The sequence below is a fragment of the Methylacidiphilum caldifontis genome (assembly GCF_017310505.1).
Lineage (GTDB): Bacteria > Verrucomicrobiota > Verrucomicrobiia > Methylacidiphilales > Methylacidiphilaceae > Methylacidiphilum > Methylacidiphilum caldifontis.
This window is the reverse complement of the sequence record NZ_CP065957.1, coordinates 997,977-1,013,011: the sequence shown is the minus strand read 5'-3', so window position 1 is coordinate 1,013,011 and position 15,035 is coordinate 997,977. Positions and strand designations below refer to the sequence as shown.

Annotated in this window: 15 protein-coding genes and 1 tRNA gene; 7 read left to right on the top strand and 9 right to left on the bottom strand. The window is 41.2% G+C overall.

Translation table 11 applies throughout. The features are described 5' to 3' along the window. Nucleotide 1: 1 nt before the first annotated feature. The gene (gene glk / locus IT6_RS04800) at nt 2-997 is read left to right on the top strand and encodes a glucokinase (protein ID WP_134439394.1); all 996 of its coding nucleotides are present in this window, start codon (nt 2-4) and stop codon (nt 995-997) included. A 15-nt stretch (nt 998-1,012) separates the two neighbouring features. Here glk and IT6_RS04795 read toward each other — a convergent pair. The 6 genes from IT6_RS04795 to IT6_RS04770 form a co-directional block, all read right to left on the bottom strand. Continuing rightward, nucleotides 1,013-1,098 (bottom strand) — tRNA-Leu (locus IT6_RS04795). 182 nt (nt 1,099-1,280) lie between these two features. Then, on the bottom strand, nt 1,281-1,742 hold the full coding sequence (locus tag IT6_RS04790) for a c-type cytochrome (protein WP_206828236.1): 462 nt from the start codon (nt 1,740-1,742) through the stop codon (nt 1,281-1,283). A gap of 44 nt (nt 1,743-1,786) precedes the next feature. Next, nucleotides 1,787-2,344 carry a methylamine dehydrogenase light chain gene (locus tag IT6_RS04785; protein ID WP_206828235.1) on the bottom strand — a complete coding sequence of 186 codons (558 nt, stop codon included), beginning with the start codon at nt 2,342-2,344 and terminating at the stop codon, nt 1,787-1,789. Nucleotides 2,345-2,360: 16 nt separating this feature from the next. After that, the gene (locus IT6_RS04780) at nt 2,361-2,990 is read right to left on the bottom strand and encodes a thioredoxin domain-containing protein (RefSeq protein WP_206828233.1); all 630 of its coding nucleotides are present in this window, start codon (nt 2,988-2,990) and stop codon (nt 2,361-2,363) included. Next, a complete protein-coding gene (locus tag IT6_RS04775; RefSeq protein ID WP_206828230.1) occupies nt 2,983-3,543 on the bottom strand; it encodes a MauE/DoxX family redox-associated membrane protein in 561 nt (186 codons plus the stop codon). The genes IT6_RS04780 and IT6_RS04775 overlap by 8 nt, the downstream gene beginning before the upstream one ends. After that, the gene (locus IT6_RS04770) at nt 3,533-4,567 is read right to left on the bottom strand and encodes an amine dehydrogenase large subunit (protein WP_305798140.1); all 1,035 of its coding nucleotides are present in this window, start codon (nt 4,565-4,567) and stop codon (nt 3,533-3,535) included. Before IT6_RS04770 ends, IT6_RS04775 begins: the two co-directional genes overlap by 11 nt. A gap of 117 nt (nt 4,568-4,684) precedes the next feature. On the opposite strand from IT6_RS04770, the gene IT6_RS04765 reads away from it, so the two are divergent. Next, the gene (locus IT6_RS04765) at nt 4,685-5,266 is read left to right on the top strand and encodes a hypothetical protein (protein WP_134439389.1); all 582 of its coding nucleotides are present in this window, start codon (nt 4,685-4,687) and stop codon (nt 5,264-5,266) included. A 48-nt stretch (nt 5,267-5,314) separates the two neighbouring features. Here IT6_RS04765 and IT6_RS04760 read toward each other — a convergent pair whose 3' ends face one another. After that, on the bottom strand, nt 5,315-5,734 hold the full coding sequence (locus tag IT6_RS04760) for an enzyme of heme biosynthesis (protein WP_242524348.1): 420 nt from the start codon (nt 5,732-5,734) through the stop codon (nt 5,315-5,317). Between the two features lie 98 nt (nt 5,735-5,832). Here IT6_RS04760 and IT6_RS04755 point away from each other — a divergent pair, with 98 nt between their 5' ends. The 3 genes from IT6_RS04755 to IT6_RS04745 all read left to right on the top strand — a co-directional run bounded on the left by IT6_RS04755 (nt 5,833) and on the right by IT6_RS04745 (nt 9,955). Further along, a complete protein-coding gene (locus tag IT6_RS04755) occupies nt 5,833-6,273 on the top strand; it encodes a hypothetical protein (protein WP_206828228.1) in 441 nt (146 codons plus the stop codon). 128 nt (nt 6,274-6,401) lie between these two features. Beyond that, nucleotides 6,402-8,405, top strand: coding sequence for an alpha-1,4-glucan--maltose-1-phosphate maltosyltransferase (locus IT6_RS04750; protein ID WP_134439387.1), 2,004 nt, complete (start codon nt 6,402-6,404; stop codon nt 8,403-8,405). Between the two features lie 32 nt (nt 8,406-8,437). Next, on the top strand, nt 8,438-9,955 hold the full coding sequence (locus IT6_RS04745; protein WP_134439386.1) for a maltokinase N-terminal cap-like domain-containing protein: 1,518 nt from the start codon (nt 8,438-8,440) through the stop codon (nt 9,953-9,955). A gap of 10 nt (nt 9,956-9,965) precedes the next feature. Here the strand turns inward: IT6_RS04745 and IT6_RS04740 are convergent, their stop codons facing one another. Beyond that, complete coding sequence (locus IT6_RS04740; RefSeq protein ID WP_206828226.1) at nt 9,966-10,958, bottom strand: NADP-dependent oxidoreductase; 993 nt, start codon at nt 10,956-10,958, stop codon at nt 9,966-9,968. Between the two features lie 59 nt (nt 10,959-11,017). Further along, nucleotides 11,018-12,457, bottom strand: coding sequence for an outer membrane beta-barrel protein (locus IT6_RS04735; protein ID WP_242524347.1), 1,440 nt, complete (start codon nt 12,455-12,457; stop codon nt 11,018-11,020). A 307-nt stretch (nt 12,458-12,764) separates the two neighbouring features. On the opposite strand from IT6_RS04735, the gene IT6_RS04730 reads away from it, so the two are divergent. Both IT6_RS04730 and IT6_RS04725 read left to right on the top strand, forming a co-directional pair. After that, nucleotides 12,765-13,985: a glycosyltransferase gene (locus IT6_RS04730; protein ID WP_206828224.1), complete on the top strand. Its 1,221-nt coding sequence runs from the start codon at nt 12,765-12,767 to the stop codon at nt 13,983-13,985. 221 nt (nt 13,986-14,206) lie between these two features. Further along, nucleotides 14,207-15,034: a GNAT family acetyltransferase gene (locus IT6_RS04725; protein WP_242524346.1), complete on the top strand. Its 828-nt coding sequence runs from the start codon at nt 14,207-14,209 to the stop codon at nt 15,032-15,034. Nucleotide 15,035 lies beyond the last annotated feature (1 nt).

Below are 15,035 nucleotides of genomic sequence, written 5' to 3'. Positions count from 1 at the left end.
GATGATTCTTGTTGGAGATATTGGTGGAACTCATGTACGGCTTGCTCTCTTTGAGTCTACAAAATCAAGGCAGTTTTCCTACCCCATTGAGTATTATAAAAGCAAAGATATAGCTGATTTCTCAACATTCTTAGGTCTTTTTTTGGAAAAGAAAAAGCTGAGACTAGAAGCGGCATGCTTTGGTCTTCCTGGTCCAATTGTTGATGGGAAAGTACAATTAACAAATTTAAACTGGATAGTCGAAGAAGAAACTTTGCGTCAAATTTGTGGTATAAGAAATGCCTTTCTTATCAATGACCTTCAAGCTGCAGCTTACGGACTGACTGTCCTGGAAGAAAAAGATGTTCTTGTTATTCAAGGAGGGAAAGCCGATCCCAAGGGTTGTCAAGCTCTTATTGCTCCTGGAACAGGTTTAGGCGAAGCCGGATTGAGATGGGAAAATGGCCGTTTTGTGCCTTTTCCTTCTGAAGGCGCTCATGTTGACTTTGCTCCAAGAAATGAACTAGAAATTGGACTATTTAGGTATCTACAGCAGCTTTATGGGCATGTAAGTTATGAAAGAGTACTTTCTGGACCAGGCCTTTTTAATATATACAGGTATTTGAAAGCCTCTTCTACTCAATTGGATGAACAGGAGCTGGATAGCCAGATTGAAAAAAGCGAAGATCCTCCGCAGCTGATTACTCTTCATGCTCTCCAAAAAGATTCTTCCTTGTGTGTGAAATCTCTCGATCTTTTTATCTCTCTGCTCGGTGCTGAAGCAGGAAATTTAGCCCTAAAATTTTTGGCTTCGGCGGGGGTCTATATTGGAGGGGGAATAGCCCCTCACATTGTGGAAAAGTTTAAAGAACCTTTATTTATTGAATCTTTTTGTGACAAAGGTAGACTTTCGTTTTTCTTAAAAACCATCCCCGTTAAAGTGGTACTTACCCCTTATTTGGGTCTATACGGTGCATTGCATTATATCGAAGAGAATATGGGCGGGGCTAAAAGATAAAAAGTTCAAGAAAAATGCCCCCGGCGGGACTCGAACCCGCACGAGCTTTTTAAGCTCACAGGATTTTAAGTCCTGTGCGTCTGCCATTCCGCCACGAGGGCTTTATGAAAAATAGTTCCTTTTCTAAGAAATGCATATTTTGCTCATGTCGCCAACCGAATACAAATAAAATCTCTTTCAGCTAGGGTCCTTTTTTATTTATAAGTCTAAAACAACTGCAACAAAGTTCACAGGTTTTCATTCTGCAGGCGACTTAAAAAATTCCTTTAGCCTTTGAGTGCTCCTATTGTTTAGGTGAAGCAGAACTAATGAATTGTTCCCAGGACCGACTTAAAACTCTATTTCCAGGAAGTCTTTTTAAAAGTTCTTTTCTTTCTTTTTCTATATCCCAAAGAGGCTCTTTTCTTTCTTTCGAAATCTCCTCTTTTGTGAATTTCTGAAAAGAAAAAGACGGCGAGCTAAATTGGGAGACGACCCAGTTAAGAAGATCCGCAAGTTGCTCATCACTCAAAGGGGCAAGGGCGATACCAGGAAGCTTTATGATGTACTTTCTTCCCTCTCTATTGGCAAGAAAATAGCCGATGATCCGATTAATTTGTGGCGACACTCCGACTACTCCTTCTCCCTTTAATCCATGACAACCTGAACAATGGAGCAAGTAAAGCTCATGTTCCTTGGACAGGCCAAATAAAGAATTTGAGGTGATACAAATCATTAGGAGTAGTGACCGAGCAGTAATTCTCATCTAAAAAAATCTTTTTTAGCGGTCCAATGTGCCGTAATTATTTGTCATCTTTCTGTTTCTGGATGATTCTGGGCAGGACCCAGAACCGCTGCCCCGGTGCAGTGATACATCATGTTGGGAGCGCCAAAGCACCAGATTGTATCATTGTTTCGATTGAGTTGGTACACAGGCATTTCGTGCTCGTCGGTTTGGCGGCAATAACACCGTCCACAGTATCCTTTACCGCAGCAATCCCTGTAGGAAATAAGATAATGTTTATTATCTTCGGGATTTCTACAACTGCCCACCCAATGAGTGGGAGAGGGAAAAGTCCCAGGAGGACATGAAGTGACTCCTCCTCCACAACAGCTGCATAGAAACCCGTCAATACTGCAATATCTCCAGTAGGAACAGGAAGCAGTAGGATCTTGAGTTGAAGCTTCATTTTTTTCTTTTTTCTCTTCCCTCCCTTCTGTTGAACGGCTAGAGTGTTCAACGGGAAAAGCAACGATCTTTGAAGAAGCCCCAAGGAAAAGGGAAAATGTGGCAATAAAACTTCTCCTGGGAAGCCTCAAGGCAAGGCTGCGGCAGAAAAACTCAATAAGCCGATCAATCCCTTTCATAGCAACTAGATATTGGCTAATTCAGAGGAGTGTTTTGTTCTTCCTGGGTATAGGTGGTTCTAAAGGTTCCTTTTCCATTCTTTAGATTGTGTACATGATCGATTAACCCTTCAAGCTGTTCAAGACTGTTGATGAGTCCTTTGGCCATGACCCTGCCTTCGGCATTAATATAAATAGCGTAGGGCAGGGTAGCTACTCCAAGGTATATCCCAAGTTCCCTTGAAACGACATAGGGAAATGGGGCCAAAAATTTTAAATTCCTGTATTTTTTATGTTCGGCGATTTCTTCTCCGTCACTTGCAAAAATAAGATCAAGGTGGTCTAACAACCGGCTAAAGGAGCTGATGCCAGGCAGAAGCTTTTTGCATAGAGGACAGCGTGGTGAAACAAACAAAATGAGGCAGTCTTTTTTAAGAGGGTGTTCTCCTCCAATGCGGATGGGAGGACGGCTTTCATCGACATCATTTAACTCAAAAAGTCTTATTTTTTCTCCAATTTTTATCCCTCCCGAAAAAGAGAGTGCTCCAAGCGGGGTAATTCTTTCATGAAGGATCCCGATTTGCCGGGCCAGGGCAAAAAGGCCTAAGGCCAAAAAACCGATCATAATCCAAGCAAAAACAACCAGAGGGACAACGAGTTCATTCATAAAAGCTCTTTTTTTTCAAAAGGGGAAGCGACTGGTTACTGATTAGTTGATTCCAAGCTGATAAACTAAGGAATAAAACGACGGCTATCCATAGAGATAACAGTTGGTCATAGGGTGTGAGGGCGCGGTTGGATTGGTGCAAAAATAAGAGGGCTGCAATGCAAGACAAAACGAAGTTTCTGGCTAAGAGTATCCACGAAAGCTTTTGTTTTAAAGCTGGACCGAAGCATCCGCAGTCGATTGAATCCTCGCCCTGGAAAAGTTTGATTGTTATCACTAGGGAAAAAAGACCAAGAAGCACAAGGACAAGGCAAAGCCCATAAACTTTCAATTGAGGGAAAAATAAGCAGCCTGCAGCTAAACTTTCAACAAAGGGAATGAGTAAAGCAAGAGGCTTTACAAAAGGAGCGGGAACAATCCGATAGTTCTCTAGGGATAATACAAAATAGGGGTGATGGACAAATTTTTGAATTGAAGAGTAAAAAAAGAGAATTGTTAGGAAAAAAACAAGCCCATTATGGATCAGAGGATCGATCATCGGCTTAAAATTCATAGCTTAAAAGCAGAAAGGCTCCTTCTCCAAGTTCTTCTATAAAAGCAGTTCGGCCTACCTTTTGAAGATCATAAATATCGAGATATCCCTTATGATTTAAACCGCAAAGATAGGTTTTTTCTTTACCTACAATATGAATTGAGTCGACCGGCCTTTCCAACTCGATTTTCCTACTGACTTTTTGATCCACTAAGTCCACTACCCAAACTTCTTTCCCACTTTCTTTGTGTTTGTCTTTTCCAGCCTTGTGCATGAGGATATAAAGATTATTTTCCAGGGAATCACAGCTGAGAAGCTGCCAGCCACAAGGCCTGTAGTCGCTTCCTTGAGTTATATCCCAACTTTTCTCCCATTGTGCCGTTGGACCAGAAAGCTGCAAGAGTTTAATCATACCTTCATAGGAGATAAAGCAATACCGGTTTGTTCTTTTAAGATAAACCCCATGTTCAAACAAAGGATCATTCAGAGAAAAACCTGCTGGAATCCGGTTTTTCTGTTGCAAATGTCCTTCATCGTTGAGAGAGAAAAGCAAAAGGCTTCCCTCTTGTCCGAACATGGCAAATCGACGACTTTCATAGGGATAAAGCAAAACATAACCGGGAGTAGCAATTTCCCGGACGAATTTCTTTTTATGCAGATCGACAACCGTTACCGAACTGGCAGGAGTAATATTGCATACAAGCAGAAAACGGCCGTCATTGCTCAAGGCTTGGGTGTACTTTTTAATGACGCAGAGAAAGCGTTTCGGAGGAATTTCAATTTCATCAACCACTGAAAGATTTTTCATGTCGTAGAGAGTAACGACATCGGTTCTTTTGCCTCTTGTTCCCCGGCTATAAAAACTCTCTACCGCATACACATATTGAGCATCCGCTGAAAGAACGATATTGCCAACATAGCCTAAATCGATCATTCCTAGAACCCTTTGGTTTTGAATATCGATGAAGAATGCCCGATTAAGAGCAACAACGAAAATCTGCTCTGCAGAAAGTGGCGGCAGAGAAAGTGTCTTAAAGCTTTCTATAATAAGTCCTTTCCCTTTTTTCTAAGAATAACTGCAGCCGGGCTAGGAAGTCAAACTCAAGGAGAATAGAAAAAGGTTGCAAACTGAAAAAAAATTTGGCAGAAATTCAAATTTCATATGGGGTCAAGATGGATAGTTTGTTTTTTTGCTTTTTCTCTTTGCTTTTTCTCGTTGTTTAAAGGAGGAAGGCTTTGGGCATATTCTTCGAAATCGGCTTTTGGACAACCTCCTAACACTTCTCCATCCAAGACAGCTTACATTCATAGAAAAGAGTTTGAAGCTCTCCTTCCCAAAAAGAAAAAGTGTTCAAGGGGAATGTGTGCCCGGATAGTAAGGAGCTGTATTGAAAGACTTATAGGTAGACCCATAGAAAGAAGGGATTATGCCAAGGAATATGGCGAGGCCTTGGTCAAAACAGGTTTTTATAGGGAAGCTCCTCCCCACTTGCAACCTAGGGATTTTGATGTCCATATCCTCTATCCCAGAAAAAGAAGTCATTACGGGCATATGGAAATTTTTTATAAAGGCAGATGGTATTCCGATTTTAACCAGCCCGCCTCTCTCTGGCAGCTCTGGCCTAAGGAATATTCGAGACTGAAACTTTACCGTCTAGCCTATAGTCAGGGACCTGTTCCAAATCAATCCATAAAGAGAAGTCCAAGGTCGGCCCAGCGTTTTGCACAATCCAACTTTTATTGATAAGATTAAAAAAGCTTCTTTTCTTTTTTGAAAACAGCTTTCACAAAATCATTGGGTTTTATTATCCTTTTGGTTGTCTAAAAGGGGAGGGTTTTGGAAAAAATTTTTTAAATCGTTCAAAAGAGTTTGTGCTTCTGCTTTCGTGAAATCTGTATTGAGCTTGGATCTTCTTTTTTTTAAGTTGCTTAATCTTTGTTGGTCGGCTCTTTTCGTTTCTCCTGTTTCTCTCGATATTTGCGCTTCAAGCCTGTGTATAGAGGCATCAAGTTCGGAAAGAGCAGCTTGAGCTTCTTCCCTGTTTTCTTTCGTTGGGTTCTGCTTATATTGTTCAATTTTATTTTCCGCAAAATGGGCTTGCTCTTCTCCGCTGCAACCTCCCCAGAACAATAAAAAAAAGAAAAGGATTGGGTAAAGGATTAAGCTTAAAGGTTTCAACTGTGTAAAATAATTGTTTATGCTTTTGAACATCAGCAGATAAAGAGTTTTGTAAAGTATTTTTAAAAAAAAAATCAAAACATCTTTTAATTATAATTTTTTTTAATAATATTGACGGTAAGGAACACAATATGAAGTCTTTTCTCTTTGGTGCCTATGGTTTAGAATTTCTTGTATTAGGTTTGTTGGGCCTTGTCCTTTTTGCTGGGCTTTGGTGGTATTTTGATCATAAACTTTCATTCCTTAAAAGACGTGTCGATTATTTGACCCGAGCTTGGCATGAAAATTTATCAACTGGGCAAAACCCCCAAGATGAACTGCAGTTTCTTGTCAAAGCGGTATTGGATCGGATCGATCAGCTTGACCAACATCTTAATGAACGGTTCGACAGGATTGAGCAGAAATTGGAACAGATCGACATGAAACTTTCGGGTTATCAAGTTTTTCCTGCAGAAGATGAAGGGGATTTTTTTGAGGATCATCCCGCTGGCGAAGATAAGCAGTTGCCGAATGATATAAACAAGCATCGTTTTCGGGGTGAAGATGGGATTTTTCCCTTTGGTCTTTCCTAAAATTCTTTTTTTTGTTGAAGCACAAGCTAAAAGTTAAAAATACAAAAAAATAAAAATTCTTTAGTTCTTTGGCTTTAATTTCAAAAAGTAAAAAAGCTGAAAAACTTTAAACCTTTGTTATTAAAGCGATGCAATCGTCTTTATCTCGCAATGATCTTCAAAAGTCTCCCATGCCTATCGATGGCAGAAAAAGGATTGTTATAGAACGGATTATTCCCTCGGTGGATTGTGGTGCTTTTCCCCTGAAAAGGATAATTGGGCAAACAATGGTTGTTCGTGCTCATGTCTTTTCCGATGGACATGAGAGGATCTCGGTTAGTCTTGCTTTTAAACATATTGCTCAAAGCCAATGGATTGAGATCCCCATGGTGGATCTTGGAAATGATGAATGGGAAGCCTCATTTCCTTTAGAAAATCTGGGAATATACGAGGGGAAAATCATCGGATGGATAGATCATTTTCAAAATTGGTTGGAAAAAATTCATAAGTTAGCAGAAAACGACGAAGAGATCGCGGTGGAGTTGTCCATTGGGATAGGGTTGCTTGAAAAAAATTTCTCTTTTACCCAAAACAAGGAAATCAAAAACTGGATAGATAATCTCAAGGATGAACGGTTATCGCTGGTCCAAAGGTTACACTTGGCTAAAAATCCCTACTTGCAAGAACTGGTTTCAAAAAATCCAGATAGAAGTTTATCTGTAGAATCCGATAGGCCTTTTTTTATTTTTGTAGAACGTGCCAAGGCTCAATTTAGCAGTTGGTATGAATTTTTCCCCAGGTCTTGGAGTACGGTTCCTGGTCGGCATGGAACATTCAAGGAATGTGAAAGACTTCTACCTGAAATTGCGGCTATGGGCTTTGATATCGTTTATTTGCCTCCTATCCATCCTATCGGGAAAAAGGCAAGAAAGGGCAAGAACAATGCTTTGATCGCCTCGCTGGAGGACGTAGGAAGTCCTTGGGCGATTGGATCGGCCGAAGGAGGACATAAAACGGTCCATCCCGCTTTAGGTACCCTGGAAGACTTCAAACATTTTGTAAATAAGGCTGCTGATTATGGCATAGAAGTAGCATTGGACATCGCTTTTCAATGTTCTCCAGATCATCCTTACCTGATCGAGCATCCTTCCTGGTTTAAATGGAGACCCGATGGGTCTGTACAGTATGCCGAAAATCCTCCCAAAAAATACGAAGATATAGTTCCATTTGATTTCGAAACGGAGGATTGGCAAGCCTTATGGGAAGAGCTCAAAAGTATATTCGTTTTTTGGATAGAGCAGGGCATCAGGATCTTTCGGGTAGATAATCCTCATACCAAGCCGTTGGAGTTTTGGCGGTGGGTTCTATGGGAAATCAAAAAGGATTATCCCGATACTCTCTTTCTTTCTGAAGCATTCACAAGGCCGAAATTGCTTTATGGATTAGCCAAGCGCGGGTTTTCTCAAAGCTATACCTATTTTAGCTGGAGATCAGAAGCCTCAGAGATTAGGGCTTACATGGAGGAGTTGGTATCCCCATCGCTCGTTGAGTATTTTAGACCTAATTTTTGGCCTAATACTCCCGATATTTTGCCAAGTTATCTCCAGTATGCACCACCGTCAGTTTTTAAAATGCGACTTGTGTTAGCAGCGACCCTGAGCTCTAATTATGGGATTTATGGTCCAGCTTTCGAACTTTGTATTAATGTTCCCCTTGAACCAGGAAAGGAAGAATATAAAGATTCTGAAAAGTACGAAATTAAACATTGGGATTGGGATGCTCCTGGCAATATAAAAGAGTTCATTACCAAAATTAACCATATCCGGAAGAATAATCTGGCCTTGCAGAGAACGGAAAACATCCAGTTTATACAAACCGATAATCCAAGGCTGCTCGCTTATCTTAAAATTCTACCTGGACAGGGAGATCCTCTTCTTATTGTTGTAAACACGAGCAGGAATACCGAGATGGGTTGGGTTCATTTTCCTCCATCGTTGGCTGGGCTAGATCATTCCAAACCCTTTCAGCTGACCGATCTTCTTGCGGATGTCACCTACACTTGGCATGGAGAATGGAACTTTGTGAAACTTGATCCTGAAAACTGCCCTGCCCATATCTTTCGATTGTCCCAAGATGGCTCGTTTTCTCCCTGACATTAATAAAAGAAAGAATAAAATTGAAATTCATGGAGTCTTTTTTTTGCCTTACTTCCCATAGGCAAAAGGCACTGTTAGAGGCTCTACAAGCTTATTTGGTTCGTTGTCGGTGGTTTTCTTCTAAATCAAAAACCATAAAACAAGTTGATGTTGAAGAAGAATTTTCTCTTAATCCTACAAATGAGTTCAGTCTTCTTTTTTTCTGGGTTATTTATACCGATGGCCAGCGTGAACTCTATTCTTTGCCTCTAGAGAAAATAAAGTCCAGCCAACGGAGTCAAGAAGAAGAGCTGTTTTTTGATCCAGAGCATTCCATAAGATACCTGGAGGCTACAACAAAAACAAAGTGGTGTCGATTGTTCTTTGATCTGATCGCTAAAGAAACTGAGCTCTATGGGAGAAAAGCCAAATTAAAAGGTTATGGCTCTTCTTTTTTACGCTCTTGGAACGCACCGGATGATGTTAAAGTACAATTTTTATCCCTGGAACAATCCAACAGTTCTTGTGTATTAAACAACCAATTTTTTTTGAAACTCTACAGAAAGCTTGAGCCGGGAGAGAACCCAGAGGTCGAGATTCTTTCGTTTCTTACAGAAAAGTCTTCTTTTGCCCACGTTCCTGCCTGCATGGGTAAAATTGAACTCTTCATCGAGGCTACAAATTATACTGTTGGCCTGCTGACCACCTATGTTCATAACCAGGGGAGCGGTTGGAAGAGGGCTTTGGGAGCTTTGTCTCGATGTATTGAGCAAGCTAGAAGTATTCCTAGCGCTGAAGTGGACCGGTGGCTTGACGAAAAATTACAGAGCGATTATTTTGGCCCTGATGCTTCCTTGCTTGGGCAAAGAACAGCTGAACTCCATCTTGGCTTAGCGGATGCTCAAGGGATAGCCTCTTTTGAACCACAGCCCCTAGAGAAAAGAGATCTCAGTTTTCTTTTTGATGAGACCTTGCAACTCATGGATGAGAGATGGGCGGATGCGACAACAAATCCCTGGTTTAACGTGTTGTTATCGAAAAAAAATCTTTCCTTTTCTTCTTTAAAGGACAGGGTTCGACAAAGGCTAGAGGAAAAGATCGCTGAGGTCGAAGAAGGATGCCTTTATAAAATAAGAACTCATGGTGATTATCACCTAGGCCAAGTGTTATGGACAGGATCCGATTACCTGATTATCGATTTTGAAGGGGAACCCAACAGAACCATGGAGGAAAGGAAAATTCGCTGGCCGGCCTTGAGAGATGTGGCGGGAATGATGCGGTCATTTCATTATGTAGCCTACTGTTGTCTCAAGGCTAAAGAAAGAGAAGATCCTTTTGAAAAAGAGCTGGCTATCCAATGGTATTTAAAAATTTCAAAAAACTTTTTAGAGACTTACAAGCAAAAAGCATGGGGAACGCTCCTTTTACCAACTACTGAAAGATATTTGCAGCCGCTGCTAGGCTTCTTTCTACTTGAAAAGCTCATATATGAAGTAGGTTATGAATTGGGTAGTAGACCTTCTTGGGTTGAAATCCCTTTATCCGCCTTGTTGGAATTGATCAGCTAACCCTTCCTCCTTAAACTTCTACAACAGTTTTTCCTATGGGTGCTTTTGTAAAAATGGAATTTAAGGCCTTGGGAGCACTTTCAAGTCCATGAAAGATATTTTCCTTGTGTTTCAATTTTTTTTCTTTTACCCATTTTTCCAGTTTGATTATGGCATCAGGCCAATCACTCATAAGGTCGGCTACGATAAAGCCTTTAAGTGTAGCCCGGGCTGAATGTAAGCGTTCGAAATTTTTAAGGGCATAGGGGGCTTTAAGGTTGTACTGGGAAATCATGCCGCAGATCACGACCCGACTGTTCTTTCTTAAGAACAAAAGGGCGGTGTCAAGGGTTTCTCCTCCCACGTTGTCATAGTAAAGATCAAGCCCCTCAGGAGCATAGGCCTTAATTCCTTCTTCAAGTTTTATTCTTGAAACATTGATCGCATGATCGAAGTGGAGTTCTTCTACTAGGTATTGACATTTTTCATCGGTTTCAGCAATCCCTATAACTTTGCAACTATGCATCTTGGCTAACTGTCCAGCGGTCATTCCAACCGTACCAGAAGCTGCGGAAATGAGAACAGTCTGCCCTGCTTGAGGCTTACCGTATCGGAATATTCCAAAATAAGCGGTTATTCCAGGCATCCCGAGTACGCCTAGAAATGCGGGTAAGGGTGCAAGGGAAGGATCGATTTTTCTTAAGTCTCTTCCTTCGCAGACCCCATATTGCTGCCATCCTAAGTAGCAAAGAACGTATTGGCCAGGCTCAAAAGAATGAGATTTGGATTCAATCACTTCACCTACTGACCAACTTTCCATACGGCTTCCTACCTTTACTCCCCTGCTGAAGGTTGTGGGTTCCTCACTGAGAAGCCTTAAATAAGGATCGATTGAAACGTAGTGATTTTTGATCAACACTTCTCCTTCCTTGGGAGAAGGGACATCTGTAAAAACAACCGAAAAATGGGATTCGTCAATAAGCCCTTCGGGTTTTTTGACAAGAATGACCTGTTTGTTTTGCATAATGAAAACTAATCCAAAGCACGGATACAACAAAAGAAATTAATACAAATTAATATCTTTTACCAGAAAGTATAAGCAGCTTCAAGGGCAGCAAAAAAAGCCGGACCTGTTGATACGGGTACTCCGGGAAGACCTAAGGGCAAAAGAATTTCTCCGGCCACGTCTTTTCCCCAATCCATTCTTCCTTCAACTCTCAGCATCATGTTTTCCCACAGGTCAATGCGGAAAGTCAGGGTTGAACTCCATATGTCGGTGCGACCCACATGCTGGTAGAGAATTTCATTGTTTGATCCTTCAATCCAGTCTTGCCTGAATGCGATACTGAAAAGGGCTGTAAGCTGGTATTTCATCCACAAACTGGCGCCATACCAATTAGCTGATGCTCTTTGAACTAAGGGATCAGAAGGAAGGGCTACTCCCCTATTGTAAAAGCCTCCTGTAAATTCGAAAGCCACAAGCAGCCTGTCATGGCTGGCTTGTGGAATCCATGATCCGTAGATATCCCCAAGAACAAATGGAGCAGAGCGGTTGTAAGGACTTTCCCTGAAAACTCCAGCCCCAGCAAAAAGAGGATATAAACCAAAGCCTGGGGGATTGGCTCCGTTGGGTCCAATAAGAAGTGATGAGCTAATAAGTGCATTTTTCTTGGGACTTTCATATCGCAAAGAACCGAGGAAAAGGGAAGAAAAGGGTTCGTTGTTAACTTCACCAAAAAAAGGAAATCCTCCCCTTGCTGTATTAAATCCCCCATCCGTAATGCCCAAGGTCAGCTCTAGGGAGCTGGAAAAGGGATAAATAGCTTCAAATCCAACGAGAATTTCAGGAATGAGGTTAGAAAAGATGAGCCCATAAGAAAAGTTCACGTTGGCGGGCCTTTCCATCAGTTCAAAAGCAAAAGGAGACATGAATTTGCCCATTTTCAAATCTATCCCGTTACCCACTGGGACTCTAAACTGGGCATAAGCCTGGGCCAAAAGAAATGAAGAGATGTTCAAAGCTAATCCATTGCTGTTCGGGCTGGATAAGCCTACGAGGTTATCGGGCATACCCATGGAAGCCGCGTCTTGTCCAACCATAAGGTCAGTTCTAAATCCAGCCTGCCAATCGTTGAGCTCGGAGAGGGGTTTTTCAAGGACTAGGTAGACTTGGTTGAGATTCCATCCTCCCCCGGCGATCCCGTCGCTGTCCATCCGTGTAGGGATTTGAGCGGTTTGTTGAGCTGTTTTGCCCGAATGTGCGGAAATGAAGTTGTAGGTGTAGCTGCTATCGAGGAAGCCGGAAAGAGAAAGGGCTGGAGGCCTGCTTTCTACGGCAATCCCTCCTTCATCAAGAGCTTTTTGGAGTTCTGCAAGGGTTTCCTGTTGGATGTTGGTGGAGAATGCAGCCTGGACAATAATCCCAAAAAACAAAAACAAAGCAAAGATTCTCTTTATAGTCGAAAGATCCAAAAACAATAGTCTATCCAATAACGGGTTGATATTGAAATAGGAATAAGCCAAAAGCAATTTTTTTTTGTCTTCAATCGAATCGATGGATAGTCACGATAAGACTTAAAGCAGGTTGAATACCAAAACCCCAAATAGGGGTTTAAGAAAGAAATAAAAAGATCAGGGACTTCTTTGCGAGTGGATGGAGCTTGGGTTTGATAGTTCTATTGAGAAAATTAATCAAAATTGAGGATATGTTATGGAAAATATATTTTCTAAAGCTATTATTGTATGGAATTTTTCTATCTTACCCTGATTTTTAAAACGGAAAATAAAAACTTATTAGAGAAAGGGTAGAGAAGAGAAAATTATAAATGTGATGAAAATATGTGACATAACCCAGTTTTATTCCCCTCGAAGTGGTGGAGTAAAACGATATCTTTCTGAAAAACAGGATTATGTCCGCCGCCTAGGCAAAGATGAACATTACTTGATTATTCCTGGAGAAAAAAATCAACATTTTGTGGATCAATCTGTCCATACGATAACGATTAGATCACCCCGGCTAGATAAAACTTCTAGATATAGAGTAATTTTTAACTTGAAAGCTTTATCTTGCCTCATAGATGAGATCAAGCCTGACGTCATTGAAGTTGGCGATCCTTACCAGTTGGCATGGTTTGTCTTGAAGAAAGCCCGCAGACTTAAAATTCCTGTTATAGGATTCTACCATAGCCATTTTCCGGAGGCTTACTTAAGAACATGCTCCCGTTATGGGGGAAAACTTCTCGAAGCAGCATTCAGAAGCATGGCCAAAAGTTATATTGTCAAACTTTTTTCAAAATTTAAGCTCACGGTTGTTCCCTCTTATAAACTTTGCGATTTACTTAAAAACTGGGGGCTTATTAATTCCGTTCCTCTACCCCTTGGTGTGGATACGGAGCACTTCAACCCGGGCACCAAAGAAGAAAGCTGGAGAGAACAGCTGGAAATACCTGCCGATGCTTTTTTGCTTCTCTATGTAGGAAGGCTCTCTAAAGAAAAAAACCTTATTTTACTTCTTGAAACTTTCCGTTGCCTGCTTGAAAAACAGCCTGGAAGCGATTATTGGCTTCTGATCATTGGAGATGGCCCTTTAAGGAGCCTTGTCTTGGACTTTAAGAAAAAATTAGGCAGAATTGTCTGGATTCCTTACCTGGATTCCAAGAAAGATCTTGCTCGCAGTTACCGGAGTGCAGATCTGTTTGTTCATCCTGGAATAGTCGAAACATTTGGCCTGGTGACGATTGAAAGTCAATCTTGTGGATGCCCCGTTATAGGAGTTTATGGGACAAACATGGAAGAGCAGATTGAAGGAGGATTGGAGTACTGGCCACGGAAAAATTGCCCGCGTGCGTTTGCTGAAGCAATAAGGAATTTTCGCAAGACCGATCTTAGAGAGTTAGGTTTGGAGCTCTCTCGGAAAGTAAGAGGAAAATATGGATGGGATCAGGTTTTTAAGACCTTATGGGAATATTACTTGAGAGTGATAGGGGGCGAAAAACTGAATGGTCATAAACAGAGCATTTTAGAGGAATGGGGGACTACCAGAGGACCGTAATCCCCTTTAGTCACCTGGGAATAGATGGAGAGCATCGATATACAGCGTGCAAACTTAAAATGTATGCTAACATATAGAACAATCGAAGAGAAAGAAACCACTTGTCAAGATGTGAATGGAGGGCCAAGACTTTTGCTTGTGGCCTAGAAAGTAAGCTCCATTACAAAAAAATGGAGTAATGGATAAAGGGCAAGCCCGTTGGTCTTACCGACTCAGAAGGAATGGTTTCCCTTAAAACTCTACTCAAGCAGGTTTTTAAAATTGCTGGAAAGGTTTTCAAAATCATTCGAATGAAGCGCTTGCAGCACAATATGGACGACCCAAGCTCATTGATAAATCTTACAGCTAACAAGGAAATCAACCTTGAAGAAAAGAAATACAAAGAACCGATTATTCGGAAATTTTGTCCTCAGGACAGGGAAGCGGTTCGCAAGATATGTGCTGATACCGGCTTTTTAGGTAAGCCGATCGATCCCATTTTTGAGGACAGGGAACTTTTTGCTGATTTTCTAACTCGTTACTACACCGATATGGAACCGGAGTCGGCCTTTGTTTGTGAAATAGACGGAGAGGTTGTGGGTTATATTATTGGTTGTTGCAAGCCAAAGGTCAAATTCTGGTATGATCTTTGGGTTAGCCCTTATTTATTATTCAAGGTTATGTTCCGTTATTTCTTTAAGCCTTATAAGCCTTCGACAAAAAAATATATCCATTGGCTTCTTTTCTTTGGACGAAAGCAAACCCCACCGGCTCCCAAAAATTGTCCACATTTTCATATTAATCTTTTACCGAAAGCAAAAAGCCCTACGACAACAAGAAAACTCATTGATAGCTTTTTGTCTTATCTCCTTTCAAGGGGTTATAGCCAAGTTTATGGACAGATAGTCGTCTTTGGAGAAAGGAGAAAACCTGCTCTTTTCCATCGGTTTGGATTCCAGGTACTTAACAGCATAGAGGTAACCAAGTACAAAGAGTATTATCACTCAAAAGTTTTTCTTTATACTGTAATAAAAGATTTGAAAAAAACCCCTTTGCTCTATTCCAAATAAA